Here is a 25,921-nt window from a genome sequence, read left to right as displayed (position 1 = left end):
ACAGTATGGGAATCATCATTTCTTCGGCCGTCACACAGACCGGTGGCGTCAGCTCGGTGGGTCAGGCGGCCGCCGCCGCGGGGGCCGCGCTGACCGCGGCCGGGTGTCCGCCGGAACAGGTCGACGCGCTGATCAATGTCGGGGTCTACCGCGACGCGAACCTCGTCGAACCGGCAGTGGCCGCGCTCATCCAGCAGGCGGCCGGCATCGGCCTGGAGTACCGGCCCGGTGACGTGCCCTGCCTGTCGTTCGACCTGATGAACGGCGCGTGCGGCCTGGTCAACGCTGTCGGCGTGGCCACCTCGCTGCTGGCCGACCTGCCCACCGGACACGTGGTCGTCGTCTCCGGTGACGCGCATCCGTCGATGCGAGCGGACGCGGACTTCCCGTTCGAGCCGGTCGGCGCGGCGCTCGTGCTCGAGAACTCTTCCGCCGCTGTCGGTTTCGGCGGTGTGCACGTGAGCGCCGGTGACGCGCTGCCCGATCCGCAGGGCTACGTGACGCTGTCGGCGATGGGCGCGACCGGGCGTTCGGCCCTGACCGTCGAACTCGGCACCGGCACCGCCGAACTCGTCGAGCACGCGGCGATCGCGGCGCGGGAAGCCCTGGCGGCCGACGATCTCGACGCCGCGCGGGTGGTCCTGGTGTGCGGCAGGCCGACCCCCGAGTTCGCCGCCGAGCTGGCCGCCGAACTCGGCATCGGCACCGTGATCACCGACGACTTCGCCGGTGACGCGCACACCTCCGCGCTCACCGCCGCCTACGTGGCGGCGCGGGACGCCGGGCTCGTCGACCGGCCGCTGCTGTTCGTCGCCGCCGACGGCGGGCCGACCGCCGCGGCCGTGACCTACCGTGGGCCCGGGGTGCGGTGATGACCACGCACGCCGTGTCGACAGCGAACGGAAACAAGGAGAGGTGGACGGTGACCGCACCGCAGCAGACTCAGGCGCGCCATCGCGCGACGACGGCGCAGGCCCCGAGCAAGGCGACCGTGTTCGCCCTGCGGACGGTCCCGGTGCTCGGCTGGGCCTACGTGGTCCTCGGGATCGTGCGGCCGTTCCGGTCCCGGCTGGCGAAGCTGGCGTTCTGGATCGACCTGGCGCTCAGCGTCGGCGCGCACCTCGCCCAGATCCCGGCCGCGCGCAAGGTGGCGGCCGAGCACGGAATCGGGCCGGGCCGGGCCGCCGCGATGACGATGCTGCTCGGTGCGACCTGGTGGAAGACGCTGGGCGAGGCCACTCGGTGAGCCCGGCGTGGACAGCGGCGAACGACCACCGGGACCGGTGCGTCCCGGCGGGCCCGCCGCGTCCGCGCCGTAGGGTGACGCGATGACTGTGCTGGTGACGGGGGCGAGCGGGTTCGTCGGCGGGGCGATCGTGCGCGCGCTGCTGGCGCGTGGCGTGCCGGTCAGGGCGATGGTGCGCGAGCCGTCGAGCGCCCCGGCGGGCGCCGAGGTGGCGGTGGCCGATCTCGCGGACACGGCGGCACTGGCCCGCGCGGTCACCGGGGTGCGGGCCGTCGTGCACGCCGCGGCCCTGCTCGGCGAGTTCGGACGCCCGGCGGAGTTCTTCGCGGTGAATGTCGCCGGGACGGACCGGCTGATGCAGGAGGCCGCCGCCGCGGGTGCCGAACGGTTCGTCTTCATCGGCAGTCCCAGCGCGCTGATGGCGCCCGACGGCGGCGATCAGCTGGGGATCGACGAGACGACCCCGTATCCGGCCCGCTTCCTGAACAGCTACTGCGAGACCAAGGCGGTGGCCGAACAGCTGGTGCTGGCGGCCGATACACCGACGTTCACGACGTGCTCGCTGCGGCCACGGGCCGTCTGGGGGCCGGGCGACCGCCGCGGTCCGATCGTGCAGATCCTGGCGAAGTTGCGGGCGGGCCGCCTGCCCGACCTGTCCGGCGGCCGCGAGGTGCGCGCGTCGCTGTGCTACATCGACCATCTGGTGCGGGCCGTGGAGCTGGCGCTCGAGGCCGAGAAGATCGGCGGGCGTGCCTATTTCGTCGCCGATGCCGAGCCGGTGGCGGTGTGGCCGACGATGGCCGCGGTGGCGCGGCGATTCGGGCTGACCCCGCCGAGTGTCGTCGTGCCGGCGCCGGTACTCGGTGGGGCGCTCGCGGCGATCGAGACGGTGTGGCGGATTCCGGCGGTCGCGCAGCGGTGGACGCCGCCGCTGTCGCGCTACGCGGTCGCGCTGGTCACCCGGTCGGCGACCTACGACCTCACCCGCGCCGAACGCGAACTCGGTTACCGGCCCACCGTGCCGTTCGCGGAGGGGCTGGATCGCTTCCACGCGTGGGTCACCGAGATCGGCGGGCTCGACCGGCTGGTGGCCGACCGGTGAGCGGCGGCCTGTGGGTGGTGATCCCCGCTTTCGACGAGGCGCGCGGGATCGGCGCGACCCTGAACGCCATTGCCGCGCAACGCGATACCGATTTCCGGGTGGTCGTGGTCGACAACGATTCCAGCGACGGCACCGCCGGCATCGTGCGGACCTTCGCCGCCGCGCATCCGGTGCCCGTCATCGAGGTGATCAGCGAAGCGCAGAAGGGCACCGGGGCCGCCGCCGATACCGGCATGCGGTACGCGATCGCCCAGGGCGCGACGCGGCTGGCCCGGACCGACGCCGACTGCCTGCCCGCGCCGGACTGGATCGAGCGGATCAACGCCGGGTTCGACGCGGGGTTGCGGCTGATCAGCGGGCAGCTGATCCCCCGGACCGACGAAGGAGTCTCCTGGCGCGACCGCACGATCATCCGGGTCGCGCTGGAGGTGGCCTCGGCCTTCGGCAAGGTGCGCTCGGGCAATCGCGATCCGAAATATCTCGGCCCGTACGTGATGACGCCCGGGTGCAATATGGCGATCACCGCCGAGTTGTACACGGCCGCAGGAGGATTCCCGCGCACCGCGATCGAGGACCTGCACGAGGACCGGGCCCTGGTCAACGCGGTGCGCACGATCACCACCGACTACGGCCTGCGCCGTGATGTCCGGGTGTACGGCTCGAACCGGCGGGTGCGGGCGTGGGGTATCCGCAAGACGCTGGCCTGGTACGCCGATCACCGCTACCGGCCCGAGATCGTCGATATCCGATGACCGCCGATTTCCTCGCCCACCTGGCGATGCAGGCCGATCGCATTCCCGACGCCTCGGCGCTGGGCACGGTCGGGCAGCGCGCGCTGACCTATCGCGAGCTCGTCGACACCATCGACCGGGTCGCGGCCAATCTGGGGGCCGCCGGGTTCGCGCCCGGCGATCGGATGCTGTTCTCGATCCGCCCGAGCGTGGCCTCGGTGACCTTGATCTTCGGGGTGATCGCGGCGGGTGGCACGATCGTGTTCGTCGACCCCGGCATCGGTCCCGACCTGTTCGCCCAGCGGGTGGCGCTGGTCGAACCCACCTGGGCGGCCACCGAATCGCTGCTGTACGCGGTGAGCGGGCCACTCGCGGGATTCGGGCGCAAGCGCGGGCTGAGCCTGCCGCGCTTCGGCGCGCTGGAGGTGCGGCACATCCACAGTGGCGCGTGGCTGCCCGGCGTGCCCGCGGGCTCGATTCCCCTGCGCCGCTTCACCGGTAAGGCGGCCGGGTCGTCGACGGTACCCGCCGATCCCGACGCGGCGGCCTTGATCGTGTTCACCTCCGGGACCACCGACGACCCGAAAGCCGTTGTGCACACCCGTGCTTCGCTCGGTGCGGGGCTGGCCGCGATGGGCGGCCGGACCAGCCTGGCCCCCGGCGCGTTCCTGCACACCGAGCAGCTGATGATGGGGCTGCCCGCGCTGATGGCGGGCGCGCGCTGGGCGATGCCGCCGTATCCGCGGTTCGGCACCCACATCGATCCGGTGCGCTTCACCCACGGCTTGCGCAGCGCCACGCACGCCTTCTACACCCCCGCCGACCTGGCCGCCGCGCTCGACGCGCTCGAGGCCGGTGCGATCACCGCGCCCACGTACCTGCGCCAGGTCGCCCTCGGTGGGGCGCCCGTCACCTCGGCGCTGCTGCGGCGGGCGCGGAAGTCGTTGCCCAGCACCGAGTTCCTGGCGATCTACGGTATGACCGAGATCCTGCCGGTCGCCGTCACCAACGATGTGGCCAAGCTCGCGCACGAGGGCGACCTGCTCGGCGCGCCCGTCCCCGGGGTGCGGGCGCGCATCGCCGCGGACGGCGAACTCGTCCTGGCCGGACCGAACCTGTGCCGCGGCTACCTCGGCGCCGAGCCGCTGACCGAGGTCCCCACCGGTGATCTGGCCCGCTGGGACGGCGAGCAGCTCGTGCTCACCGGCCGCAAGAAGGACATGATGATCCGCGGCAAGACCAATATCTACCCCGGCCTGTACGAACCGGTGATCACCGCGATCGCCGGGGTACGCGAGGCGATCATGGTCGGCCTGCCCGACGAGATCGGCGACGAACGCATCGTCCTCGCCGTCGTCCCCGACCCCGGCGCCGGCGACATCGCGACCCTGCTCCGCACCCGCCTCCCCCACCTCATCGACACCACCGCCGTCCCCGACGACATCGTCATCGTCGACAAGATCCCGGTCAGCGGCCGCACCAACAAACCCGACCGCGCCACCCTCCGCGACCAGCTGCGCGCCCACCTGGGCTAGCTCAGCGGGTCAGGGCGGTGTGGGTGGCGTCGGCGAGGGATTCGATGGTGGGGCGTGGGAGCAGGGTGTCGACGTAGCAGAAGGTGATCGACATCGTGGTGTCCAGGGTGGCGACGGCGACGGTGAGGGCGCTGGCGCAGGAGTTGGTGCCCGCGACGGTGAGGGCCGTGATCGGGAGGGGCTCGGGGGTTTCGGGGGTGGTGAGGCGGCCGAGGTTGCTCAGGGTGACGTTCCAGGGGGCGCGGCGGTCGACGAGTTCGACCGCGCGCCTGCCGGATTCGAGGGAGCGCGGGCAGCCGTAGCGGATGGCGGCCAGGGCGCCGAGGTCGGCGTGCCGGTCGAGGCGGTGGGTCAGTTGGGATCCGGCGGCCCGCGCGGCGTCCCAGAGGGAGTCGGCCGGGCCGAAGGGCACGAACGTGGGGACCACGGCGGTGAACATGCCCGGCTCGTCGTCGGCGGGTGGTGGCGCCAGGCGGGAGCGCAGGTCGACCGGGATGCCGATCGCGGCGATGCCGGAGCCACGGGGACGGTTCAGTGCGCCCAGCGCCTGGGCGAGGGCGGCGGCCAGCGCGGCGTTGACGGTGACGCCCGCGCGCTGGCAGCGGGTGCGGAGCGCGGCGAGCTCGTCGCCCTCGACGGTGCGGAGCACGGTGCGGGTGCGGCGGGCGGGCAACGGCGGCGGGGTGCCGGGGATGCCGACGGCGCGCCGGAAGGTCGCGGTGAGCTGGCCGGCGAGGTTGGTGCGCAGGCACCGGAGCAGGCCGGTGTGCGCGGGCGGGATCAGGTCGTCGGCGGCCGGGATCGGGGTCCGGACGGTGTCGGGCGCGGCGGCGCCGAAGGCGACGGCGAGCAGGCGCGAACCGAGGGCGGCCATCGAACGGCCGTCGATCAGCACGTGCGAGAAGACCAGGATCAGGTCGTGCAGTTCGTCGGAAGTGCCGGGGCGCCACGCCAGATCGATGAGTCTGCCCGGCGCGGTCGCGAGGTCGACCGGGGTGACGAGCTGCTCGTCGAAGACGGCGTGCCACTCGTCCGGATCGTCGACGATGCGGTGCAGGACCGGCAGATGTGGGTCGGCGGCGGGCACGAACCGAGGTCCCGGCGCGACAACCACCCGCAGCAGCGGGTATTCGGCGACCACCGCGGTCGCCGCCTCCTCCAGGCGATACGCGCCGATCGGCCCACGCACCCGCAGCCGGACCACGCAATTGGCCGGGGACAGCTGATCGACCAGCCAGAACCAGCGCTCCGACGGCGACAGCGGACGATCGATCTCGCCGTCGCGCACCCTCACGCCGTCCTCCTCCACACCTCACCCGGACCCGTGTGCGCCACGTTCCACACGCACTCGTTCGAGAGTACGGCCGCAGCTCGGCCGGGGCGCGAATCACGCGATTCCCGGTGTGCCGGAGAGCCCGGCCCGCGATCGACCCCGCTGCCACCGGCTGCTTACGCGGAGCGACGGCTGCCCTGCGATCTCGTTGCGCAACAGTTCGACTGGGCCGCCACACAACGCGGCTGCGACCACCGCGGCCCCCATGGTGTGACCAGGCCCTGCCGAGCTGGCACCGCAAACGCAAGCAGGTGCGGCAGCCGAGCCGATGGCGGTCGAGCGATGCACGGTCGGGCGTCGTGTGCCGTTCACCGGGCAGGCGCGATCACTGACCGCTGTCCCGATCTCGGCGTTCGTTCAGGCCGATGCGGGTTGCAGGACTCGCTCGGTCCAGGTGGCGTCGGTGAGCAGTGCGCTGTCCGCACCGGCGGGCTTGGACAGCAGCGCGGCACGGCCGGGGCGCCCGAGTGCGGTGGGCAGGCTGATCCCGCAGGTGCCGAGGTAGCTGAGCAGCATCGTGGTGCGCAGGAGCGCCGCGTTGGCGGTGTCGTAGGTGTCCTGGTCGGCGAGCAGGTCGGGGATCCGTGGCGGCAGGTGGCGGATCGGCGGGCAGAGCAGCGTCGCACCGCCCAGCTCGGCGGCGAACTCGGCGCGCAGGCCGGGCAGCGCGGCGTACACCGGGGCGATCGTGGTCGCCGTGCCGGTATTGCCTTCGAGACGGCGGCGGGTCGCGGGCTCGATCGGCATCGTCGAGCGCAGCCGGTGGCTGTGCAGGCGATAGGCCTCGGCGCCGACGATCGTGCCGTGGTCGTCCAGCAGTCGCTGGGCCGCGCCGAGGGAAGAAAATCCGCGCACCATCACGGTCGCACCCGCCGCGCGCAACCGGGCGACGGTGCGGGCGAAGTCGTCGGCGATCGGTGGCGCGAAGTCCTCGGTCCATTCGCCGGTCGGCACGACGAATCGTGGCGGCAGCGAGCGCGCGGCGTCGACCCCGCCGGTCGTGCCGAGCCCGCCGACCGGCTGTCCGGCGCACCGCGCCGGGTCCGGCGTCCGGCCCTCGAACCACTGCCCGCCGGGTGATGCCGCCCCAGCGTGCGACACCGGCCCGGCCAACTGCGCGGGCCCGGCGGATGCCGTAATACCAAGCGGAAGCAGTAGTTCGTCGAGGGCCGCGATGTCGGTGACGGTGGTGGCGAAGAGGCCGATGCTGTCGAGAGTCGGCGACAGCGGGGCGAAGTCGTGCGGGCCGTATCGTCCTGGGCTGGCGCGGAATCCGACGATGCCGCAGAGGGCGGCGGGAATGCGGACGGAGCCGGAGGTGTCGGTGCCGACCGCGAGGGGAACCAGTCCGCGCGCGACGGCGACGGCTGATCCGGCGGACGATCCGCCGGGGATCATGTCGGGGGCCAGGGGGTTGGCGGGGGTACCGAACCGGGTGTTGATGCCGAGGCCGGAGAAGGCGAACTCGCTCAGGGTGGTCTTGCCGACGGTGATCAGGCCGCGGTCGTGCGCCCGGCGTACGAGCAGGCTGTCGACGGCGGCGGGTTCGTCGTGCTGGTGGCTGGCCGAACCGCACGTCGTGACGGTGCCCTGGACGTCGAACAGGTCCTTCCACACGATCGGCACACCGTCGAGAGCACTGCGCCGGAGCCCACGCGCGGCCCGGCGATCACTCGCTGCGGCCTGGAGGCGGGCGCGCTCACCGGTGACCGTCACCAGGATCGCGGCCGAATCAGGCTGGCGCACACGATCGATCGCGGCTTCGGTCACGGCTGTCGCGGTGGTTTCGCCGGTGGCGACGGCACGGGCCGTGACGAGAGCGGTGGCCATGGGCGCGGTACTCCTCGGCATCGATGGAACGGACCACCGCACGCTATCGCGACCGCAACCACCCAGGGCATGGCGAAACATCCATTCGAATCGCAAGACAGTGGTGATATCTCTATAGCACCCGGGGTCCGCCCACCGGTTGACTGAACGGCATGACAACGACGAGCTACCCCGAGCCGGTGCTGGTGCCGGCCAGGCAGGCCAGGTCGGTACTGCTGCGGACCGGCGACCGCCTGAGGATCACCGATGTCGCCGGTGGCCAGGTCGGTGACGTCTTCGCCTACCACGCCGACGACCTCACCGAGCAGCACAGCGCCGCGCACACCCGCACCCACACCAGCCGCCTGTTCCCGGCGCTGGGCGAGGCGTTCGTGACCAACCGGCGCCGCCCGATCCTCACCTACCTCGCCGACACCTCCCCCGGCGACCACGACATGCTGATCGCCGCCTGCGACCCGGAACGCTATGCGGCATACGGCGATCCGGGCCACGCCAGCTGTGCGGAGAACCTGATCCGGGCGCTGGCCGAGCGGGGACATCCGGCGCCGTCGCACATCCCGCAGCCGATCAACGTGTTCATGCGGATCCCCGTCGCCGCCGACGGCGCGCTGTCCTGGCTGGCCGCCCCGACCCGGCCCGGCGACGCGATCACCCTGCGCGCCGAGATGCCGTGTCTCGTCGTCGTCTCGTCCTGCCCGCAGGACCACAACGTCATCAACGGGGCTGGCCCGAGCCCGCTGTCCCTGACCGTCCTGACCACCGAGGAGAAGAACCGATGACCACCACCGACCTCGCCCATCCCGCCCTCGCCCCGTTCGATCTCGGCGCCCTGCGCCTGCGCAACCGCTTCACCGTGGCCCCGATGACCCGGATCTCGGCGACCCCCGACGGCACCCCGACCGCCCGGATGGCCGGGTACTACCGCGAATTCGCCGCGGGCGGCTTCGGTCTGATCACCACCGAGGGCATCTACCCCGACGCCACGTACAGCCAGGGCTACCACGGTCAGCCCGGCCTGGTCACCGACGCGCACGTCGCCGGGTGGCGGACGGTGGTGGACGCGGTGCACGCCGAGGGCGTGCCGATCGTCGCCCAGCTGATGCACGCCGGTGCCATCTCCCAGGGCAACTCCTACGGCAACGGGACGATCGGGCCGTCGGCGGTCGCGCCGCCGGGACGGATGATGGCCGACTACGGCGGTGTCGGCGGCCCGTGGAGCGCGCCGAGGGAGATGACCGCCCGCGATATCGACGAGGTGATCGCCGGTTTCGCCGCCGCGGCCGCGAACGCGAAGGCCGCCGGGTTCGACGGCGTCGAGATCCACGGGGCCAACGGCTACCTGCTCGACCAATTCCTCACCGGCTACACCAATCTGCGCACCGACGAGTACGGCGGCCCGGTGCGCGACCGGGTCCGGCTGCACGTGCGCGTGCTGGACGCGGTCCGCGCGGCGGTGGGCGAACTGCCGGTCGGCGTGCGGCTGTCGCAGACGAAGGTCAACGACTTCACCTACCGCTGGCCCGGCGGCGCGGACGACGCGCGGGTGATCTTCGGCGCGCTGGCCGAGGCGAGCTACCTGCACATCGCCAGCGAGGGCCGGAATTTCCTGGAGACCGCGCGCCTGGCCGACGGCTCGACGATCACCCAGCTCGCCCGCGAGGTGACCGGTAAACCGGTGATCGCCAACGGCGGCATGCACGCGCTGCCCCAGGCCGCCGACGTCCTCACCGGCGGGCACGCCGATCTGCTCTCGCTCGGCACGGGCGCGCTCGCCAACCCCGACCTGCCGCGCCGGGTCGAGACCGGGCGTCCGCTCGACCCCTTCGACCGTGAGATGCTGCACCCCATGGCGAACCTGGACACCGCGGCGGCCTGGCGCGCACGCCGATGACGTCGTGGACCCGTGGCGCGGCCGCCGTCGCGACCCTGACCTTCGACGTCGACGCGGAAACGCCGATCCTCGCCGAGGGCGGGCGCTACGCCGAGCACCCGATGGTGATGTCGCACCAGTCCTACGGACCCGATGTCGGCGTGCCACGGATCCTCGACCTGCTCGACGAGCTGGCCGTGCCGGCGACGTTCTTCGTGCCCGGCTGGGTGGCGGAGCGGCGTCCTGGACTGGCCGCCGCGATCGTCGATCGCGGCCACGAGGTCGCCCACCACTCCTACAGCCATCGGGCGCCCACCTCGCTGCCGCCGGGCGCCGAGCGCGCGGATTTCGTTCGGGCACTGGAGGTCTTCGCGGCCCAGGGCATCGAGATCACCGGGCATCGCGCGGCGATGTGGAGCGCCAGCCGCGAAACCCTCACGCTGGTGGCCGAATACGGGCTGACCTACGACTCCTCGCTGATGGGTGACGACCGGCCGTACCTGGTGCCGGGCGCGCCCGCGCCGGTGGTGGAACTGCCGGTGCACTGGTCGCTCGACGACTGGGAGCAGTACGCGTATCTGCCGGAGCCGCGGATCGGGTCGGTCATCGAGTCGCCGGACAAGGTCGAGCGGATGTGGCGGGCCGAACTGGACGGGATGCGGCACTACCGATGCCTGTTCAACGTGTGCATGCACCCCTTCCTCACCGGGCGGCCGGGCCGGATGCTGGCCCTGCGCACCCTGATCCGCTACGCGCAGGACTGCGGGGACGTGACGTTCGCGCGCTGCCGGGACGTGGCGGCCTGGGCCAGCGCCGACGCCGCGACGCCGGTACGGCCGCTGCCCACCTACGACGTGGATCCGGCGGTCTATCCCGGCTGAGGGTCGGCCGCGAACGCCAGGAACAGGTCGACGGTGTCGGCGAGCCGGTGCACATCGCGGCCGGTCAGCTCCGTGATCCTGGCCATCCGGTTGCGCAGGGTGTTGACGTGCACGTGCAGCGCCGCCGCCGTCACGCCCCACTGGCCGTCGTTGACGAGGAAGACGCGCAGGGTGTGCTCCAGTTCGGTGCGCGCGCGGGCGTCGTGCGCGCGCAGTGCGCCGAGAACCTGACCGGCGAAGCGCTCCAGCACCCGGGCATCGAGCAGGCCGAGCAGCATCCGGTGGGTGGCGATGTCGGCGAAGGTCGCGGTGTCCGGACCGGTCTGCGCGCGCAGCACCTGGCAGACCTCCCGCGCCCGGACCAGCGGCTCGCGCAGCCCCGCCGCGGTGGCGGCGATGTCGCCGACGCCGATGACGACGCGGGCGGCCGCCGCGCGACGGGCGACCTCGCCGGAGAGCTCGGCGGCGAAGCGGGCCGGCTCGTCGGCGGCGCCCGGCCACGGGCACACCGCCACCACATCGCGGCTGCCCGCGGCGGTGAACACCGGGATGCCGTGCGTGGCGAACACGGTGCCCGCCGCGTCGGCGATGTCGTCGAGCGACACGTCCTCACCGGCCAGCGCGAAGACCGCCAGCGGTCCGTCCGACGGCACGCCGTAGGCCCGCAATCGCCTGCGCACCTCGTCGTCGCGACCGGGGCCGGACAGGATCATCTCGAGCAGCTCGGCGGCGAAGCGGGCTTCGATCGCTTGCACCGCTTGCTGTTTGGCGACCTCGAGGCTCAGGAACCGCGCCGCCTGGTCGAGGGCCTCCCGATCGGCGGCGGTCAGCGTCGCCGCCGGTTCCAGGCAGTAGAGCCCGGCGTCGATCTCGCCCATCGCGCCCTCGACGAGGTAGAGCGCCGACGGTCCCGATCCGAGCAGGTTCACCTCGAGTGGCGGCGGCGTGCGGGTGAGCGCGGCGGCGGCCGCGCGGATCTGCTCTGCGGTCGGCTCACAGCCGATGGCGGCCAGGCAGCGGCCCCGCCGATCGACCACCAGCAGCGGCAATTCCGTCTCGCCACGCAGGATTTCGAGGACGCCCGCCGCACCGCTGCCCCGCGACAGGGCGGTGGCCAGCGCGTCGCCCCGGCGCACCGTGGCGGTCAGCTCGGCCTGCAGGACTTCGTTCTGGATGCCTGCGGCGGCGCGGGTGAGCGCAGCGAACGGCACCCCGATACACAGCTCGATCAGGGGCAGGTCGCGCTCGCGGCACAGGTCGACGAGCTCCGCGGGCAGCACCGAAGTCTGCGCGGTCAGCCCGAAGACCAGACCGGCCGCACCCGCCCCGGCCAGCGCGTCGACGAAGCGCGCCGCGGGCACGTGCGGCTGCCACAGCCCGTTGGTCAGCACCAGCTCGCCGGGGCGCACGTAGGGCGACGGGTCGGGCAGCTCGGTGGTGTGCAGCCAGCGGATCTCGGCGGCCAGGCGATCGGTGAGTTCCGGCGTCACGATCCGCAGGCCGAGCGCGGGATCGGCGACCAGTCGGCTGATGGTCAACACCCAGCGAATCTACCCACCGATCGGGCCGGGATGCTCAGTGCTTTCACAGGCTGTTACTACGTGCGTATTATGGACCTATGGGTTTCGAGTGGCCTGATTGGGCGATCGCTCACCTGATCGGCGTCGAACCCAGCGAGGTTCGGCAGGTCCTCGCAGCGTCACGACGGTGGCCACGCCCGGCCTTCGACGGCCAGGTGTCCGTCCTGACGGTGTGGGGGCGCACCACGGCCGGACGTCCGCTGATCGTGGTCACACGACAGCGCGACGACTGGACGTGGGTGATCATCGGCGCACGCGCGATGCGCGCCGAGGAGCTGGCGCAGTTCGAGCAGTGGGAAAGTGGGACCGAGTCATGAGCGATCAGGACTATCCATCGAGCAAGGAAGAGCTCGCCGACTTCATGGATCGGCTGAGCTTCTCCGACGCGGCCGCCGAAGCGCCACCCCGCCTGCCCGCCAACGAGGACATCATGGTGACCACCTCCATCCGGTTGCCGCTGGGCCTGCACTCCCGGCTGAAAACCCTGGCCGACGAGCGTCGCGTCGGCGTGTCGACATTGCTGCGGGAGTGGGCCGAGGCCGCCGTCGCCGAGATCGACGACGAGGATCAGCTGATCTCGCTCGCCGAGGCCAAACGGGCGCTGTCGCGGGTCCACCCCATCCATCGGGCCAGCTGATTCACGTTCGTGACCGGACGGTTCCCGCGCGAGAAGCGCAGGGTGTAAATACTTCTCATGATGTTCTGGCGGCGCCGGCCGAAAGGCGATCTGCACGCGGTGCCCAGGTGGCCCACCGACCCGGACGCGCGGACGGTTCTCGCGCACTATCTCGCCCAGCTCCCCGCCGACCCGGCCGCGCCGCGCACCACCGAGATGCTGTTCAACGGGTGGGGCCTCGACCTCGCAGGCAGTGATCTGTCGGGGCTCGATCTCGGTGGCGCCGAGCTCGGCGAGGCGAGGCTGACCGGCGCCCGGCTGGTCGACACCGACCTCTACGGTGCCTGGATGCTCGCCACCGACCTGTCCGGGGCCGACCTCACCGGCGCCGACCTCGGCACCGCGCAGGCCCGCGACTGCGTGCTGCGCGCGGCCCGGCTCACCGGCGCGCGCCTGATGAAGGCCGATTTCGCCGCCTCCGATTTCCGCGACGCCGACCTCGACGGCGCCGATCTGCGCCGGGCGAGCTTCGGCGACAGCGATTTCCGTGGGGCGAGTCTGCGGGGCTGCCGGCTCGACCGCGCGAACTTCGATCGGGCCCGGCTGGCCGGCGCCGATCTCACCGGCGCGAGCGGCGCGGTCGACGGCGCGATCGATATCGGCGCCGAGGCGCCCCTGCTGGTGCACGGCGCGGAACTCGCGGAGTGGTTCGACCGGCAGGGTGCGGCGATCGGTGTCGCTGTGTGCCGCTGATCTTTCGTTCGGCTGAGCAAGGGTGGCCACGCCCGGGCGCGGGACACGTGACCGTGAATTTCCTTGCACGAGTGGGTATTCCACGCGCATTCTGACGCCGTGCAGAAGCTGGTGGCGGTAGTGCTCGCGGTCGTGGTCGGGTTCGGGATCGTCGGGTGCAAGGGCGACGAGGCGACCGAGACGGCCAAAGAAGTCGTGTGCGAGATGGTGGTTCCGGTCGTCGAGGTGGTCGCGCTGAAGCTCAGGGCCGGCGTGACGGTGACAGCGGCCCTCGTCGTCGCGGCCACCGGCATCGCGCTCTCCCAGGCGTGCACCCTTCTGCTCGACCGGTTCGGCGAGAACCCCGACGAGGAGATCCCGGTGATCCTGGACAACGGAAAGGGCACCGAGACAACGAAAGTCAGCGCCAACACCTTCACCAGCGTCACCCAGAACTGGTGCGACAAGACCGGCGGCTGCACCGGCTACGACCGCTGCCCCACCGGCTACCTGTGCCTGTTCACCGGCAGCGAGGGCACCGGCAAGATGTCGCTGTTCAAGATCGGCTCCCCCGACCTGGCCGGCCAGCACATCGACAGCGCCGCCCTCTCGGTCTACAACCGCGCCGGCAAGACCGCCACCCTCTTCGCCGCCCGAGACAACAAGGGCGACGCCTACACCGTCGCCACCTCCGCCAAGGGCGACCTCCCCGCCGACTGGCGAGCCAGGGCCCGCTCCCTCACCGTCGGCCCGATCCCCACCGGGATCGCCTCCGGCACCGACTCCCCGACCGCCACCGGCACCGGCTCCCCCACCGGTACTGGCACCGGCACGAAGACACCCGGCCCGACCGCCCCGAAGAGCGGAACCGGCTCGGCCATACCCTCGGTCACCAAACCGAGCACCCCCGGCACAGCTGGATCCTCCGCCCCAACCGGCTGAGACCCACCGGGCACCGACGGCGCCATCGTCGAACCGGGTTGTGACAGGCCTGCGCTACCGGTGACTCAGCCTCGCAGGACGCGCACCGCGCAGGTGATGCCCGGCGCGTTCGCCAACCGGGCGTCCGTCGTGAGCAAGTCACATCCATAGGCTTCCGCCGCCGCGACATAGGCGGCGTCGTAGGCGGTCAGGTTGTCGCGGAGATCCCAGATTCTGGGTACGAAGACCCGCGTAACGGGAACCTCGGGATCCAGTCTGCCGACGGCCTCGACCGCGCGGGCGGCCTGGTCCGCGGTGATGGTGCCCGCACGGGTGAATCGCCGGATCACCGACAGGACCTCGACGGTCCAGTGCTGCGGGGCGATCCAGCGGTTGTCGGCTTCCAGCGCGGCACGGCAGACATCACCCAGCGGGTCGGGGTTGAGCAGCGCGTGGACGAAGACCGAGGCGTCGACCACGATCACCCGCCGAAATCCGCATCATCGAAGGCCGAATCCCGTTCGGCGCGTTCGGCATCCAGCGCTACGACGACATCACCCGCGGTGAACGCGACATCCATCGCCGCGGGACTGAACTGCTTGAGCACCGCGATGTTGTCCTGACGCCGAGCCTCGTCGCGCACCAGGTCGAACAGGAACGCCTGCAGCGACTGCCCACGTTGCCGCGCCAGCGCGACCAGCTGGTCGCGCAACGGCTCCGGAACGTCGCGAATCTGCAAGGCAACCATGCATGCAATTATACATGCACGATCGGCAGGGGAAACGGCCGAGGCCCCCGCGGTGTGCGGGGGCCTCGGTCGTCTCGATCAGTGGTGCGTCAGCGGCGGCGCTTGCCCTTGGTTTCGGCGCGGGCGGCTTCGCGGCGCTCGCGGCGGGTGCCGGGCTGCTGGCCGCCGTATTCCTGGGCGTCGGAATGGGATTCGGCGCGGCCGTCTTCGGCGGGGCCCGAGTAGTTCAGGCCGCGGGGGGCCTGATCGGTGATGCCCTTGGCGCGCAGGGCGGGCGGGGCCTGGGTTTCGGTGGGGGCGTCCTGGGGGCGGGCGCCGACCGGGGAACGCAGACCGGCGCCGACCGAGACGCCTTCGGGCTGGGGCTGCTGGACCTCGACCTGGAGGTTGAACAGGAAGCCGACCGACTCCTCCTTCAGACCGTCCAGCATCGCGGCGAACATGTCGAAGCCCTCGCGCTGGTACTCGACCAGCGGGTCGCGCTGGGCCATCGCGCGCAGGCCGATGCCCTCCTTGAGGTAGTCCATCTCGTAGAGGTGCTCGCGCCACTTGCGGTCCAGGACCGAGAGCAGGACCTGGCGCTCCAGGTTGCGCATCGCGCCCTCGCCGGCGAGGCCGTCGATCTCCTGCTCGCGCTTCTCGTAGGCGGTGTGCGCGTCGTCGAGCAGGGCCTCGCGCAGCTCGTCGCGGGTGAGTTCGCCCGCGTCGCCGGTGCTGGTCTCGCCCGCCAGTTCCTTGTGGTCGAGGGTGACCGGGTAGAGCGTCTTGAGGGCGCCCCACAGCTTGTCCAGATCCCAGTCCTCGATGTAGCCCTCGGCGGTGGCGCCGTCGACATAGGCGGTGGTCACGTCGGTGATCATGTTCTGCACCTGACCCTCCATGTCCTCGCCACGCAGGATCCGGTTGCGCTCGCCGTAGATGACGGTGCGCTGCTGGTTCATCACCTCGTCGTACTTCAAGACGTTCTTGCGGATCTCGAAGTTCTGCTGCTCGACCTGGGTCTGGGCGCTCTTGATGGCCTTGGAGACCATCTTCGCCTCGATCGGCACGTCGTCGGGCAGGTTCAGCCTGGTCATGATGGCCTCGAGCGCGGCACCGTTGAAGCGGCGCATCAGCTCGTCACCCAGCGACAGGTAGAAGCGGGACTCGCCCGGGTCGCCCTGACGGCCGGAGCGGCCGCGCAGCTGGTTGTCGATGCGACGCGACTCGTGGCGCTCGGTGCCGAGCACGTACAGACCACCGGCGTCGCGGACGGCCTCGGCGTCGGCCGCGGTCTGCTCCTTGACCTGATCGAGCGCGGAGTGCCAGGCGGCCTCGTACTCGTCGGGGGTGTGCACCGGGTCGAGGCCCTGCTTGCGCAGCAGGATGTCGGCGATGATGTCGGCGTTGCCGCCGAGCACGATATCGGTACCACGACCGGCCATGTTGGTGGCGACGGTGACCGCGCCGGGCCGACCGGCCTCGGCGATGATCTGCGCTTCCTGCTCGTGGAACTTCGCGTTCAGCACCGAGTGCGCCACACCGCGCTTGGTGAACTGCTTGGACAGGTACTCCGAGCGCTCGACGCTGGTGGTACCGATCAGGACCGGCTGGCCCTTCTCGTGCCGCTCCACCACGTCGTCGACGACGGCGGCGAACTTGGCCTCCTCCGACTTGTAGATCAGGTCGGCCTGGTCCTTGCGGACCATCGGCTTGTTCGTGGGGATCGGGACCACGCCGAGGCTGTAGATCGAGTGCAGCTCGGCGGCCTCGGTCTCGGCGGTACCGGTCATGCCGGACAGCTTGTTGTAGAGGCGGAAGTAGTTCTGCAGGGTGATCGTGGCCAGCGTCTGGTTCTCCGGCTGGATCTCGACCTTCTCCTTGGCCTCGATCGCCTGGTGCATGCCCTCGTTGTAGCGGCGGCCGACCAGGATGCGGCCGGTGAACTCGTCGACGATGATCACTTCGCCGTCGCGGACGATGTAGTCCTTGTCGCGGGTGTAGAGCTCCTTGGCCTTGATGGCGTTGTTCAGGTAGCTCACCAGCGGGGAGTTCGCGGCCTCGTAGAGGTTGTCGATGCCGAGCTGGTCCTCGACGAACTCCACGCCGGCCTCGTGCACACCGATGGTGCGCTTCTTGATGTCCACCTCGTAGTGGACGTCCTTCTTCAGCAGCGGCGCGATGCGCGCGAACTCGGCGTACCACTTGGACGACGCGTCGGCCGGGCCCGAGATGATCAGCGGGGTACGGGCCTCGTCGATGAGGATGGAGTCGACCTCGTCGACCACGGCGAAGTTGTGGCCGCGCTGGACGAGATCGTCCAGCGAGTGGGTCATGTTGTCGCGCAGGTAGTCGAAGCCGAACTCGTTGTTGGTGCCGTAGGTGACGTCGGCGTTGTAGGCGACGCGGCGCTCGGCCGGGGTCATGCCGCCGAGGATCACGCCCACCTCGAGTCCGAGGAAGCGGTGCACGCGGCCCATCCACTCGGCGTCACGCTTGGCGAGGTAGTCGTTGACGGTGACGACGTGCACGCCCTCGCCGGAGATCGCGTTCAGGTACGCGGGGAGCACACAGGTCAGGGTCTTGCCCTCACCGGTCTTCATCTCCGAGATGTTGCCCAGGTGCAGCGAGGCGCCGCCCATGATCTGCACCTTGTAGTGCTTCTGGTTCAGCACTCGCCAGGAGGCCTCCCGAGCCACCGCGAACGCCTCGAGCAGCAGGTCGTCGAGGGTCTCGCCCTCGGCGAAGCGCTGCTTGAACTCGGCGGTCTTGGCGCGCAGCTCGTCGTCGGTCAGCTGCTCGATCTCCTCGCCGTACGCGATGACCTCGTCGGCGAGGTTCGACAGGCGCTTGACCATGCGACCTTCACCAATCCGTAGCAACCTCGTCAGTGTCAGCGCAGGCACGGGTCTCGTCAGTCCTCTGGTCGGAGTGTGTTCGGCTAGTGAGCCACGGTGTTATGGGCCATCGTAGTCCGCAGACCACCGTACCCGGCCGGGAGTACCCGTGCCCGGTGTACCGGGCGATGCCATCGGCCCAGGTCACACCTGCCGATGAGGCTCGTTGCCCGGCACCGCGATTCACCTACGGTGACGTAGGATGAGGCACGTGCCAGATCTGCGCGATACGGCACCGGAAGGAGTATCGGAGCGCGTGATCACGAGACTGACGCCGCAGGACGCGTCGTTCTACCGGCTCGAGTCGAGCAGCAACCCGATCCACATCGGCTCCCTCGCGATCCTCCAGAACACCGAACCCGGCGCCACCGGCCAGGTCCTCGACTACGACGGCCTCATCGACCTGGTCGAATCCCGGCTGCCCCTGGTGCCGCGCTACCGCCGCAAGGTCCGCGAGATCCCGCTCGCCCTCGGCAGGCCGGTGTGGGTGGAGGACAGCCGCTTCGACATCAGCTATCACATCCGCCGCTCCGCGCTACCCGGTCCTGGCAGCGACGAACAGCTCTACGACCTGGTCGCCCGGCTCGCCTCGCGGCCGCTGGATCAGGGACGGCCGCTGTGGGAGATGTATCTCATCGAGGGCCTGGCCGACGGGCGCAGCGCGGTGTTCACCAAATCGCATTCGGCGCTCGTCGACGGTGACACCGCGCTCGAGATCGGGCACGTGATCCTCGACAACAGCCCGCTGCCGCGCGACCTGGCCGACGACGCGTGGCGGGCCCCGCGCGAACCCACCGACGTGGAGCTGCTGGCTGGCGCGCTGTCCCAGCTGGCCGCGCAGCCGCGCGAGGCCTACGAGGTGGCCCGCGACGCCGGATCGAACGCGTTCGGGCTGGTCCGTGGCACCCGGATGGCGGTGAAGGCGGCGGCCAACGCGGTGCGCACGGCGACCTCGGGGGTCGCCGACAGCCCGCTCAACGCCAGGACCTCGCGCAGCAGGCGCTTCGACGTGGTGCGCACCGATCTGGAGGACTACCGGACCATCCGGCGCCACTTCGACTGTTCGATCAACGACACGGTGCTGGCCGTGGTCACCGGCGCGCTGCGCAACTGGCTGCTCTCGCGCAACGAGGCACTGGTCGAGTCGACCAATCTGCGCGCGGTGGTGCCGATGTCGGTCTACGTCGACGGCGGCGACCAGCCGACCCCGGCCAGCGAGGTCTCCTCGTTCCTGATCGATCTGCCGGTGGGCGAGCCGAATCCGGTGATGCGCCTGTCGCACATCTCGCACGCCACCGAAGCCACCGGCAGGCAGCGGCGCGGTGTGCGCGCCCGCACGCTGGTACACCTGGCCGGGTTCGCTCCGGCCAGCCTGCACGCGATGAGCGTGCGCGCGGCGAGTACCTTCGCCGACAACACGTTCAACCTGGTGATCACCAACGCGCCGGGACCACAGACCGCGATGTACATCGGCGGGGCGCGCATGCTGGAGATGTATCCGGTATCGCCGCTGCTGCGCAATCAGACGTTGAGTTTCGGGCTCACCTCGTACGACGGTCAGGTCTTCTACGGACTCAACGCCGACCGCGACGCCATGGCCGACATCGACGTCCTGGCCGCGTCGGTGCACGAATCGATGGAGGAGTTGCTCGGTGCCTGTATCTGAGAACGGCAAGCTGCGCGTCTACATCCCGGCGACGATCCCGATGCTGCGCAGGCTCGTCGACGAGCGCGAGGTGTTCCCGCTCGGCGCGACCGCGTTCGCGGTGACCCCCGCGCTGCGCGAGGCCTACGCCGCGGGCGACGACGACGAGCTGGCCGAGGTCGCGATGCAGGAGGCGGCGAGGGCGTCGCTGCGGCTGCTCGCCGGTGAGCGCGACGGCCTCGACGACGCGGGCGAGGACGCCACCCCCGCGGACGAGGCGACCGCCCCGGGCAGCCCGGTCTACCGGCGCGCGGTGATCGCGGCCGACGTCACCGGCGCGAAGCTGCGGCCGGACCTGGACGACGCCGTGGTGAAGCTGGCCGGGCCGATCACCTACGACCAGGTGGCGTCGGTGCACGTCGACCTGGCCGAGGCCGAACCGCAGGTCGCAAAGGCCGTCGACGTCATCGACGCCGCCGACCTGGGCGATACCGACGCCGAGTTCGTCCTCGGTGACGCCGAGGACCATCAGCTCGCCTGGTACGCCACCCAGGAACTGCCGTTCCTGCTCGATCTGCTGTGACATCTCCCTGATCAGCGCCGTGACCGCCGCTGCCACTGCCGCCGAACCTACGATGCCGTAACCTGGCTGCGAGCGAGCTGCCCCACCGCGGCTCGACGGCAGGACAGGGAGACAACGGCAAGCATGGTCATGAACAAGTTCCGGGAATGGCTCGAAGCACCGGCCGCGCAGGTCGGCGACCGCGGCGGCAAGCTCAACGTGCTGCGTGGCGCGGTGGCCCGGGTGACCACTCCCCTGCTCCCCGACGACTACCTGCACCTGGCCAACCCGCTGTGGTCGGCCAGGGAGCTGCGCGGGCGGATCGTCGAGGTGCAGAAGGAGACCGCCGACTCGGCGACCCTGGTGATCAAGCCGGGCTGGGGCTTCGACTTCAAGTACCAGCCCGGTCAGTACATCGGCATCGGCATCCTGATCGACGGCCGCTGGAACTGGCGGTCCTACTCGCTGACCTGCCCGCCGGACTGGACCGGCGAGGGCGGCAAGCGGCTCATCTCCATCGCGGTGAAGGCGATGCCGGAGGGCAAGCTGTCCAGCCACCTGGTCAACGGGGTGGCCGCGGGCACGATCGTGCGCCTGGCCGCGCCGCAGGGCGGGTTCGTGCTGCCGGAGCCGCCGCCGGCGAAGGTGCTCTTCCTCACCGCGGGCAGCGGCATCACCCCGGTGATGTCGATGCTGCGGACGATGGACCGGCGCGACGGTGTGACCGATGTGGTGCACGTGCACTCGGCGCCGACCGACGCCGATGTGATGTTCGGCGCCGAGCTGCGGGCGCTGCACGACAAGCACCCGAGCTTCGTCTCGCACCTGCAGCTGACCGACGCGCAGGGCCTGTTCTCGCTGGCGAGCCTGGACGAGCTCTACCCGGATTGGCGCGAGCGCGAGACCTGGGCGTGCGGCCCGGCCCCGATGCTCGACGCGATCGAACACCATTGGAAGGCAGCGGGAATCCCGGAGAAGCTGCACGTCGAGCGCTTCGAGGTGGAGCGGTCGGCGATCGGCGAGGGTGGCACCGTGACCTTCGGCACCACCGGCCGCACCATCACCGCCGACGGCGCGACCAGCCTGCTCGAGGCGGGCGAGTCGATCGGCGTGCAGCTGCCGTTCGGCTGCCGCATGGGCATCTGCCAGACCTGCGTGGTCACGCTGTCCGCCGGACACGCCCGCGACCTGCGCAACGGTGACGAACGTCAGCCCGGCGACAAGGTGCAGACCTGCATCTCCGCCGCGGCGGGTGACTGCACGCTCGACATCTGAGCGTCCCGCGCACTTCGGACAGCAGGTACCCTCGGAGTCATGCGTCGGCCATATGAATGGCCGACAGCGGCTGGTCTCGGCCTACCTCGCGCCGACCGGCGCAACCCCGGGGCCGGGAACGCGGCACAGCCGCCGTTCTCGGCCCGCCTCCATATCTGAGCGACCAGCCGCCAACCGACAGAGAGGACCCCGGTGGCCATCACCGATATCCAGGCCTTCGCCCATCTCACGGCGGCCGACATCGAAACCCTGGGGAAAGAACTCGATTCGATCCGCCGTTCGGTGGAGACCTCCCGCGGCGAGCGCGACGCGAAGTACATCCGTCGCACCATCGCCGCCCAGCGCGCGCTCGAGGTGGCCGGCCGCGCGGTGCTGTTCGGCAGCCGCAACCGCTGGGCCTGGCTCGGCGGCACGGCCTTGCTGTCGGTGGCCAAGATCATCGAGAACATGGAGCTCGGGCACAACGTCAGCCACGGGCAGTGGGACTGGATGAACGATCCGGAGATCCACTCCACCAGCTGGGAGTGGGACATGACCGGGACCTCGGCGCAGTGGCGCCGGGCGCACAACTACTCCCACCACACCTACACCAACGTCCTGGGCAAGGACGAGGACCTCGGCTTCGGCATCCTGCGGATGACCCGCGACGAGGCCTGGCACCCCAAGCATCTGGTGCAGCCCGCGGCGAATCTGCTGCTGGCCGCCACCTTCGAGTGGGGCATCGCGCTGCACGACCTCGGCATCGAGAAGGAGCTGGCGGGCATTCCGGCCAAGCAAGTGCTCTCCGAGCCGAACAAGGACTTCGCCCGCAAGGCGGGCCGTCAGGTCGTCAAGGACTTCGTGCTGTACCCGGCGCTGACCGGCCCGGCCTGGAAGTCGACGCTGAAGGCCAACACCACCGCCAACCTGGTCCGCAATCTGTGGGCCTACGCGGTGATCTTCTGCGGGCACTTCCCCGACGGCGCGGAGAAGTTCACCATCGAGCAACTCGACGGTGAGACCCAGGGCGAGTGGTACCTGCGGCAGATGCTGGGCAGCGCCAACTTCAAGGCCGGTCCGGTGATGGCCTTCATGAGCGGCAACCTCTGCTACCAGATCGAGCACCACCTGTTCCCCGACCTGCCGAGCAACCGGTACCCCGAGGTCGCGGTGCGGGTGCGCGAGCTGTGCGACAAGTACGACCTGCCCTACACCACCGGCTCGCTGGGCAAGCAGTACCTGCTGGCCTTCCGCACCATCCACAAGCTGGCCCTGCCGGACCGCTTCCTGAAGCGCACGGCCGACGACGCCCCCGAGACGTCCTCGGAGCGCAAGTTCACCGGCATCTCGCTGCCCGACGCGCTGCGGGTCGATCCGGAGACCGGCAAGCGCTTCGGCCTGCGCTCGGCGCTGCACGACGCGAAGGTCTCGCTGGAGATCAAGGCGCGGCACGAGAAGGAAGTCCTGCGCGAGGCCAAGGCCACGCTGAAGGCGCGGGCGCGGCAGGAGAAGCTGGCGCTGCGGGAGGCCAAGCGCGCGCTCGGCGAGCGGGCCAAGCACGAGCGGGGCGCGCTGCGCGACCGCGCGGCCAAGCGCAAGGCGCGCCGCGGCTGAGATAACATCTCAGTTTCGATTTCGCAATAGGACGTTTCACACAATCAGGGCCCGAAATCGCCAACCTACGCTCTCGTAACCTACGGTAGTGTAACCGGCATGGCGATCTCGGATGTCAAGGAATACGCGCACCTCACCGCCGCGGATGTCGAAGCTCTCGGTGCTGAGTTCGACGCGATCCGCCGCGAAATCGAATCTTCGCGGGGGGCTGCCGACGCGCGCTACATCCGCAACGTCATCCGCCTACAGCGGGCACTGGAGATCAGCGGTCGTACCGTGCTGTTCGCCAGCTTCCTGCCCCCGGCCTGGCTGGCCGGCGTCGCCCTGCTCGGCACCGCCAAGATCATCGAGAACATGGAGATCGGGCACAACGTCATGCACGGGCAGTGGGACTGGATGAACGATCCGGAAGTCCACTCCACCTCGTGGGAATGGGACAACGCGGGCCCGTCGGCGCACTGGAAGATCACCCACAACTTCCTGCACCACAAGTACACCAACGTCCTGGGCATGGACGACGACATCGGCTACGGCCTGCTGCGCGTCACCCGCGATCAGCGCTGGATGCCGTTCTACCTGGGCAACCCGATCTACAACCTGCTGCTGCAGATGCTGTTCGAGTACGGCGTCGCGATCCAGCACCTGGAACTGGGCAAGGTCGCCAAGAAGAAGTGGGCCAAGGACTCGCCCGAGTGGCAGCAGTTCGACGCCGACCGCAAGCTGGTGCTCAAGAAGATCGGCAAGCAGGCCGCCAAGGACTACCTGATCTTCCCGCTGCTCACCGGCCCGTCGTTCTTCAGCACGCTGACCGCCAACATGGCGGCCAACGTGGTGCGCAATGTGTGGACCAACGCGGTGATCTTCTGCGGTCACTTCCCCGACGGCGCGGAGAAGTTCACCAAGGCCGACATCGAGAACGAGACGCAGGGCGAGTGGTACCTGCGCCAGATGCTGGGCAGCGCCAATATCTCCGGCGGCAAGGTCATGCACTTCATGACCGGCAACCTCAGCCACCAGATCGAGCACCACCTGTTCCCCGACCTGCCGAGCAACCACTACGCCGCCATCGCCGTGCGGGTGCGCGAGCTGGCCGAGAAGTACGACCTGCCCTACACCACCGGCTCGCTGCCGGTGCAGTACTTCAAGTCGTGGCGCACGATCCTCAAGCTCTCGCTGCCCAACAAGTACCTGCGCCACACCACCGACGACGCGCCGGAAACCAAGTCGGAGAAGCTGTTCGGCGGCAATGCCGTCACCACCGTCGACCCGGTGACCGGCCGTCGCCGTGGCCTGCGCACCGCGCTGGCCGCCGGGCGCAAGCTGGCCCGCCGCTCGGTGGCCTGACCGGCTGCGGTTGACTGGTCGGCGTGTGTGCCGACCAGTTGAGCGTCTACGACGCGATCCGCCTGCGCCGTGATGTGCGCGCCGAGTTCACCGGCGAGCTCGTCGACGACGACACCCTGTGGCGGATCCTGGACGCCGCCCATCGCGCGCCCAGCGTCGGCAATTCCCAGCCGTGGGACTTCGTCGTGGTCCGCAAGCCCGACACGTTGCGCCGCTTCGCCGACCACGTCGCGGACAAACGGGTCGAGTTCCGTGACGCGCTGCCCGCCGAGCGGGCCGAGGTCTTCGAGCCGATCAAGATCGACGGGATCGTCGAGAGCGGCACCGGCATCGTGGTCACCCACGACGACCGGCGGGGTGGACCGCAGATCCTGGGCCGGGCGACGGTGCCGGAGACCGGCGTGTACTCGACGGTGCTGGCGATCCAGAACCTGTGGCTGGCGGCGACCGCGGAGCGGGTCGGCGTGGGCTGGGTGTCGTTCTACGATCCGGAGGTCCTGCGCGAGCTGGTGGAGCTGCCCGCCGGGATCAAGCCGGTGGCCTGGTTGTGCGTCGGGCCGGTGCGCGAGTTCCAGCGGGTCCCCGACCTGGAACGGTTCGGGTGGCGGTCGGGTCGCGCGCTCGCCGAGGCCGTGCACCACGAAACCTTCGGTGGCTGAACACGATCCGGGCACCCGCTGCGGCGGGTGCCCGGATCGGCGTTGGTGTCAGGCCAGTCGGATCAGGCCGTAATCGAAGGCGTGTCTGCGGTAGACGACCGAAGGTCGGTCGGTCTCGCGATCGTGGAACAGGAAGAAGTCGTGCCCGACCAGTTCCATCTGGTAGAGCGCGTCGTCCACCGACATCGGCGTGGCGGTGTGCACCTTGGTGCGCACGATGTGGCCGGGGCCTTCCTCATGCTCGGGTTCCTCGGCATGGGCGTGCGCGGCGGCGCCGTTCGGCGCGGCGAACAGGGATTCGTCCACCAGCGTGGCGGTGGCCTGCGCGACCGAGACCGGCGTCTTGTCGCCGTAGTGCACCACGCGCCGCTTGTCTTTGGTGCGGCGCAGTCGGCTCTCGATCTTCTGGGTGGCCGATTCCAGCGCGGCGTAGAAGCTGTCTGCACAGGCTTCCGCGCGCACGATCGGACCACGGCCGCGCGCGGTGATCTCCACGCGCTGACAGGCCTTGCGTTGACGACGGTTGCGTTCGTGGAAAAGTTCCACATCGAAGAGGAATATCGACGGATCGAAGCGCTCGAGCCGAGCGAGCTTCTCCGCCACGTAGATTCGATAGTGGTCGGGGACTTCGACATTCCGACCGGAGACCACCACTTCGGCGTGCGGGCTCTCGGTCGAGTCGGCAGCACTGTCGGCCAGTGCCGTGGGGTCAGCGTCTCGCACTGATGCCCGTGAAGAAGTCGTCACGCGTACCTCCCGGATATGGCCGCACACGAGAAGCGAGTGCGGCGGGATTGAGCTGTGCCGATCGGGAATCGCTCGGCACCAGATGTCCGCGGCGC

General features: G+C 70.4%; 25 protein-coding genes. 18 read left to right on the top strand and 7 right to left on the bottom strand.

Translation table 11 applies throughout. From position 1 onward, the window contains the following. Positions 1 to 5: 5 nt before the first annotated feature. From AB0H54_RS07225 to AB0H54_RS07205, 5 genes are all read left to right on the top strand, one after another. On the top strand, positions 6 to 872 hold the full coding sequence (locus AB0H54_RS07225) for a hypothetical protein (RefSeq protein WP_357343451.1): 867 nt from the start codon (positions 6 to 8) through the stop codon (positions 870 to 872). Positions 873 to 922: 50 nt separating this feature from the next. Continuing rightward, a complete protein-coding gene (locus AB0H54_RS07220; RefSeq protein WP_357343449.1) occupies positions 923 to 1,246 on the top strand; it encodes a hypothetical protein in 324 nt (107 codons plus the stop codon). 82 nt (positions 1,247 to 1,328) lie between these two features. After that, complete coding sequence (locus AB0H54_RS07215; protein ID WP_357343447.1) at positions 1,329 to 2,348, top strand: NAD-dependent epimerase/dehydratase family protein; 1,020 nt, start codon at positions 1,329 to 1,331, stop codon at positions 2,346 to 2,348. Continuing rightward, positions 2,345 to 3,100 (top strand): glycosyltransferase family 2 protein, encoded by a 756-nt coding sequence (locus AB0H54_RS07210; RefSeq protein WP_357343445.1) that lies wholly within the window; start codon positions 2,345 to 2,347, stop codon positions 3,098 to 3,100. Before AB0H54_RS07215 ends, AB0H54_RS07210 begins: the two co-directional genes overlap by 4 nt. Further along, positions 3,097 to 4,614, top strand: coding sequence for a class I adenylate-forming enzyme family protein (locus tag AB0H54_RS07205; protein ID WP_357343443.1), 1,518 nt, complete (start codon positions 3,097 to 3,099; stop codon positions 4,612 to 4,614). The genes AB0H54_RS07210 and AB0H54_RS07205 overlap by 4 nt, the downstream gene beginning before the upstream one ends. Before the next feature lies 1 nt (position 4,615). Here the strand turns inward: AB0H54_RS07205 and AB0H54_RS07200 are convergent, their stop codons facing one another. Together AB0H54_RS07200 and AB0H54_RS07195 are read right to left on the bottom strand one after the other, a co-directional pair. Beyond that, positions 4,616 to 5,908 (bottom strand): hypothetical protein, encoded by a 1,293-nt coding sequence (locus tag AB0H54_RS07200; protein ID WP_357343441.1) that lies wholly within the window; start codon positions 5,906 to 5,908, stop codon positions 4,616 to 4,618. 396 nt (positions 5,909 to 6,304) lie between these two features. Continuing rightward, positions 6,305 to 7,777, bottom strand: a complete 1,473-nt coding sequence (locus tag AB0H54_RS07195) for an amidase family protein (protein WP_357343439.1) — start codon at positions 7,775 to 7,777, stop codon at positions 6,305 to 6,307. A gap of 152 nt (positions 7,778 to 7,929) precedes the next feature. On the opposite strand from AB0H54_RS07195, the gene AB0H54_RS07190 reads away from it, so the two are divergent. From AB0H54_RS07190 to AB0H54_RS07180, 3 genes are read left to right on the top strand one after another with little or no spacing between them, the layout of a single operon-like run. After that, positions 7,930 to 8,556, top strand: a complete 627-nt coding sequence (locus tag AB0H54_RS07190; protein WP_357343437.1) for an urea carboxylase-associated family protein — start codon at positions 7,930 to 7,932, stop codon at positions 8,554 to 8,556. Beyond that, positions 8,553 to 9,668 carry an NADH:flavin oxidoreductase gene (locus AB0H54_RS07185; protein ID WP_357343435.1) on the top strand — a complete coding sequence of 372 codons (1,116 nt, stop codon included), beginning with the start codon at positions 8,553 to 8,555 and terminating at the stop codon, positions 9,666 to 9,668. The genes AB0H54_RS07190 and AB0H54_RS07185 overlap by 4 nt, the downstream gene beginning before the upstream one ends. Beyond that, positions 9,665 to 10,528 carry a polysaccharide deacetylase gene (locus AB0H54_RS07180; RefSeq protein ID WP_357343433.1) on the top strand — a complete coding sequence of 288 codons (864 nt, stop codon included), beginning with the start codon at positions 9,665 to 9,667 and terminating at the stop codon, positions 10,526 to 10,528. The genes AB0H54_RS07185 and AB0H54_RS07180 overlap by 4 nt, the downstream gene beginning before the upstream one ends. Here AB0H54_RS07180 and AB0H54_RS07175 read toward each other — a convergent pair. Further along, complete coding sequence (locus AB0H54_RS07175) at positions 10,516 to 12,069, bottom strand: PucR family transcriptional regulator ligand-binding domain-containing protein (RefSeq protein ID WP_357343431.1); 1,554 nt, start codon at positions 12,067 to 12,069, stop codon at positions 10,516 to 10,518. The genes AB0H54_RS07180 and AB0H54_RS07175 overlap by 13 nt on opposite strands. Positions 12,070 to 12,146: 77 nt before the next feature. Between AB0H54_RS07175 and AB0H54_RS07170 the strand changes: the two genes are divergently transcribed. The 4 genes from AB0H54_RS07170 (at position 12,147) to AB0H54_RS07155 (ending at position 14,398) form a co-directional block, all read left to right on the top strand. Further along, entirely contained in the window at positions 12,147 to 12,425 is a 279-nt protein-coding gene (locus tag AB0H54_RS07170; protein ID WP_355276126.1) for a hypothetical protein, read from the top strand. Further along, entirely contained in the window at positions 12,422 to 12,745 is a 324-nt protein-coding gene (locus tag AB0H54_RS07165) for a hypothetical protein (RefSeq protein WP_355276127.1), read from the top strand. The genes AB0H54_RS07170 and AB0H54_RS07165 overlap by 4 nt, the downstream gene beginning before the upstream one ends. A gap of 60 nt (positions 12,746 to 12,805) precedes the next feature. Beyond that, positions 12,806 to 13,477 carry a pentapeptide repeat-containing protein gene (locus tag AB0H54_RS07160; RefSeq protein WP_357343428.1) on the top strand — a complete coding sequence of 224 codons (672 nt, stop codon included), beginning with the start codon at positions 12,806 to 12,808 and terminating at the stop codon, positions 13,475 to 13,477. Positions 13,478 to 13,576: 99 nt separating this feature from the next. After that, positions 13,577 to 14,398 carry a peptidase inhibitor family I36 protein gene (locus tag AB0H54_RS07155; protein WP_357343426.1) on the top strand — a complete coding sequence of 274 codons (822 nt, stop codon included), beginning with the start codon at positions 13,577 to 13,579 and terminating at the stop codon, positions 14,396 to 14,398. A 65-nt stretch (positions 14,399 to 14,463) separates the two neighbouring features. On the opposite strand, the gene AB0H54_RS07150 is transcribed toward AB0H54_RS07155, so the two are convergent. From AB0H54_RS07150 to secA, 3 genes are all read right to left on the bottom strand, one after another. Then, on the bottom strand, positions 14,464 to 14,862 hold the full coding sequence (locus AB0H54_RS07150) for a type II toxin-antitoxin system VapC family toxin (RefSeq protein ID WP_357343424.1): 399 nt from the start codon (positions 14,860 to 14,862) through the stop codon (positions 14,464 to 14,466). Next, positions 14,859 to 15,125 carry a hypothetical protein gene (locus AB0H54_RS07145; protein WP_357343422.1) on the bottom strand — a complete coding sequence of 89 codons (267 nt, stop codon included), beginning with the start codon at positions 15,123 to 15,125 and terminating at the stop codon, positions 14,859 to 14,861. Before AB0H54_RS07145 ends, AB0H54_RS07150 begins: the two co-directional genes overlap by 4 nt. A gap of 89 nt (positions 15,126 to 15,214) precedes the next feature. Then, on the bottom strand, positions 15,215 to 18,010 hold the full coding sequence (gene secA / locus AB0H54_RS07140) for a preprotein translocase subunit SecA (RefSeq protein ID WP_357343420.1): 2,796 nt from the start codon (positions 18,008 to 18,010) through the stop codon (positions 15,215 to 15,217). A gap of 247 nt (positions 18,011 to 18,257) precedes the next feature. On the opposite strand from secA, the gene AB0H54_RS07135 reads away from it, so the two are divergent. The 6 genes from AB0H54_RS07135 (at position 18,258) to bluB (ending at position 25,079) form a co-directional block, all read left to right on the top strand. Then, entirely contained in the window at positions 18,258 to 19,667 is a 1,410-nt protein-coding gene (locus AB0H54_RS07135) for a wax ester/triacylglycerol synthase family O-acyltransferase (RefSeq protein ID WP_357343418.1), read from the top strand. Between the two features lie 40 nt (positions 19,668 to 19,707). Then, entirely contained in the window at positions 19,708 to 20,229 is a 522-nt protein-coding gene (locus AB0H54_RS07130) for a hypothetical protein (protein WP_357344240.1), read from the top strand. A gap of 123 nt (positions 20,230 to 20,352) precedes the next feature. After that, entirely contained in the window at positions 20,353 to 21,483 is a 1,131-nt protein-coding gene (locus AB0H54_RS07125) for a ferredoxin reductase (protein ID WP_357343416.1), read from the top strand. A gap of 192 nt (positions 21,484 to 21,675) precedes the next feature. Beyond that, positions 21,676 to 23,076 (top strand): fatty acid desaturase, encoded by a 1,401-nt coding sequence (locus AB0H54_RS07120; RefSeq protein WP_357343414.1) that lies wholly within the window; start codon positions 21,676 to 21,678, stop codon positions 23,074 to 23,076. Positions 23,077 to 23,175: 99 nt separating this feature from the next. After that, a complete protein-coding gene (locus tag AB0H54_RS07115) occupies positions 23,176 to 24,420 on the top strand; it encodes a fatty acid desaturase (protein WP_355276138.1) in 1,245 nt (414 codons plus the stop codon). 23 nt (positions 24,421 to 24,443) lie between these two features. After that, positions 24,444 to 25,079 carry a 5,6-dimethylbenzimidazole synthase gene (bluB, locus tag AB0H54_RS07110; RefSeq protein WP_357343412.1) on the top strand — a complete coding sequence of 212 codons (636 nt, stop codon included), beginning with the start codon at positions 24,444 to 24,446 and terminating at the stop codon, positions 25,077 to 25,079. Positions 25,080 to 25,127: 48 nt separating this feature from the next. Here the strand turns inward: bluB and raiA are convergent, their stop codons facing one another. Then, positions 25,128 to 25,802, bottom strand: coding sequence for a ribosome-associated translation inhibitor RaiA (gene raiA / locus AB0H54_RS07105; RefSeq protein WP_355276547.1), 675 nt, complete (start codon positions 25,800 to 25,802; stop codon positions 25,128 to 25,130). Positions 25,803 to 25,921: the final 119 nt, after the last annotated feature.

The organism is Nocardia sp. NPDC050718 (assembly GCF_040654235.1).
Taxonomy (GTDB): domain Bacteria; phylum Actinomycetota; class Actinomycetes; order Mycobacteriales; family Mycobacteriaceae; genus Nocardia.
This window is presented reverse-complemented; position numbering and strand designations above follow the sequence as displayed.

Excerpts from the sequence above, each read along its gene's own strand:
- AB0H54_RS07165 (WP_355276127.1), top strand. The coding sequence starts at position 12,422 with ATGAGCGATCAGGACTATCCATCGAGCAAGGAAGAGCTCGCCGACTTC.
- AB0H54_RS07160 (WP_357343428.1), top strand. The coding sequence starts at position 12,806 with ATGTTCTGGCGGCGCCGGCCGAAAGGCGATCTGCACGCGGTGCCCAGG.
- AB0H54_RS07125 (WP_357343416.1), top strand. The coding sequence starts at position 20,353 with ATGGTCATGAACAAGTTCCGGGAATGGCTCGAAGCACCGGCCGCGCAG.
- AB0H54_RS07215 (WP_357343447.1), top strand. The coding sequence starts at position 1,329 with ATGACTGTGCTGGTGACGGGGGCGAGCGGGTTCGTCGGCGGGGCGATC.
- AB0H54_RS07185 (WP_357343435.1), top strand. The coding sequence starts at position 8,553 with ATGACCACCACCGACCTCGCCCATCCCGCCCTCGCCCCGTTCGATCTC.
- AB0H54_RS07145 (WP_357343422.1), bottom strand. The coding sequence starts at position 15,125 with ATGGTTGCCTTGCAGATTCGCGACGTTCCGGAGCCGTTGCGCGACCAG.
- AB0H54_RS07225 (WP_357343451.1), top strand. The coding sequence starts at position 6 with ATGGGAATCATCATTTCTTCGGCCGTCACACAGACCGGTGGCGTCAGC.
- AB0H54_RS07170 (WP_355276126.1), top strand. The coding sequence starts at position 12,147 with ATGGGTTTCGAGTGGCCTGATTGGGCGATCGCTCACCTGATCGGCGTC.
- AB0H54_RS07195 (WP_357343439.1), bottom strand. The coding sequence starts at position 7,777 with ATGGCCACCGCTCTCGTCACGGCCCGTGCCGTCGCCACCGGCGAAACC.
- AB0H54_RS07130 (WP_357344240.1), top strand. The coding sequence starts at position 19,708 with ATGCTGCGCAGGCTCGTCGACGAGCGCGAGGTGTTCCCGCTCGGCGCG.
- AB0H54_RS07180 (WP_357343433.1), top strand. The coding sequence starts at position 9,665 with ATGACGTCGTGGACCCGTGGCGCGGCCGCCGTCGCGACCCTGACCTTC.
- AB0H54_RS07115 (WP_355276138.1), top strand. The coding sequence starts at position 23,176 with ATGGCGATCTCGGATGTCAAGGAATACGCGCACCTCACCGCCGCGGAT.
- AB0H54_RS07190 (WP_357343437.1), top strand. The coding sequence starts at position 7,930 with ATGACAACGACGAGCTACCCCGAGCCGGTGCTGGTGCCGGCCAGGCAG.
- AB0H54_RS07205 (WP_357343443.1), top strand. The coding sequence starts at position 3,097 with ATGACCGCCGATTTCCTCGCCCACCTGGCGATGCAGGCCGATCGCATT.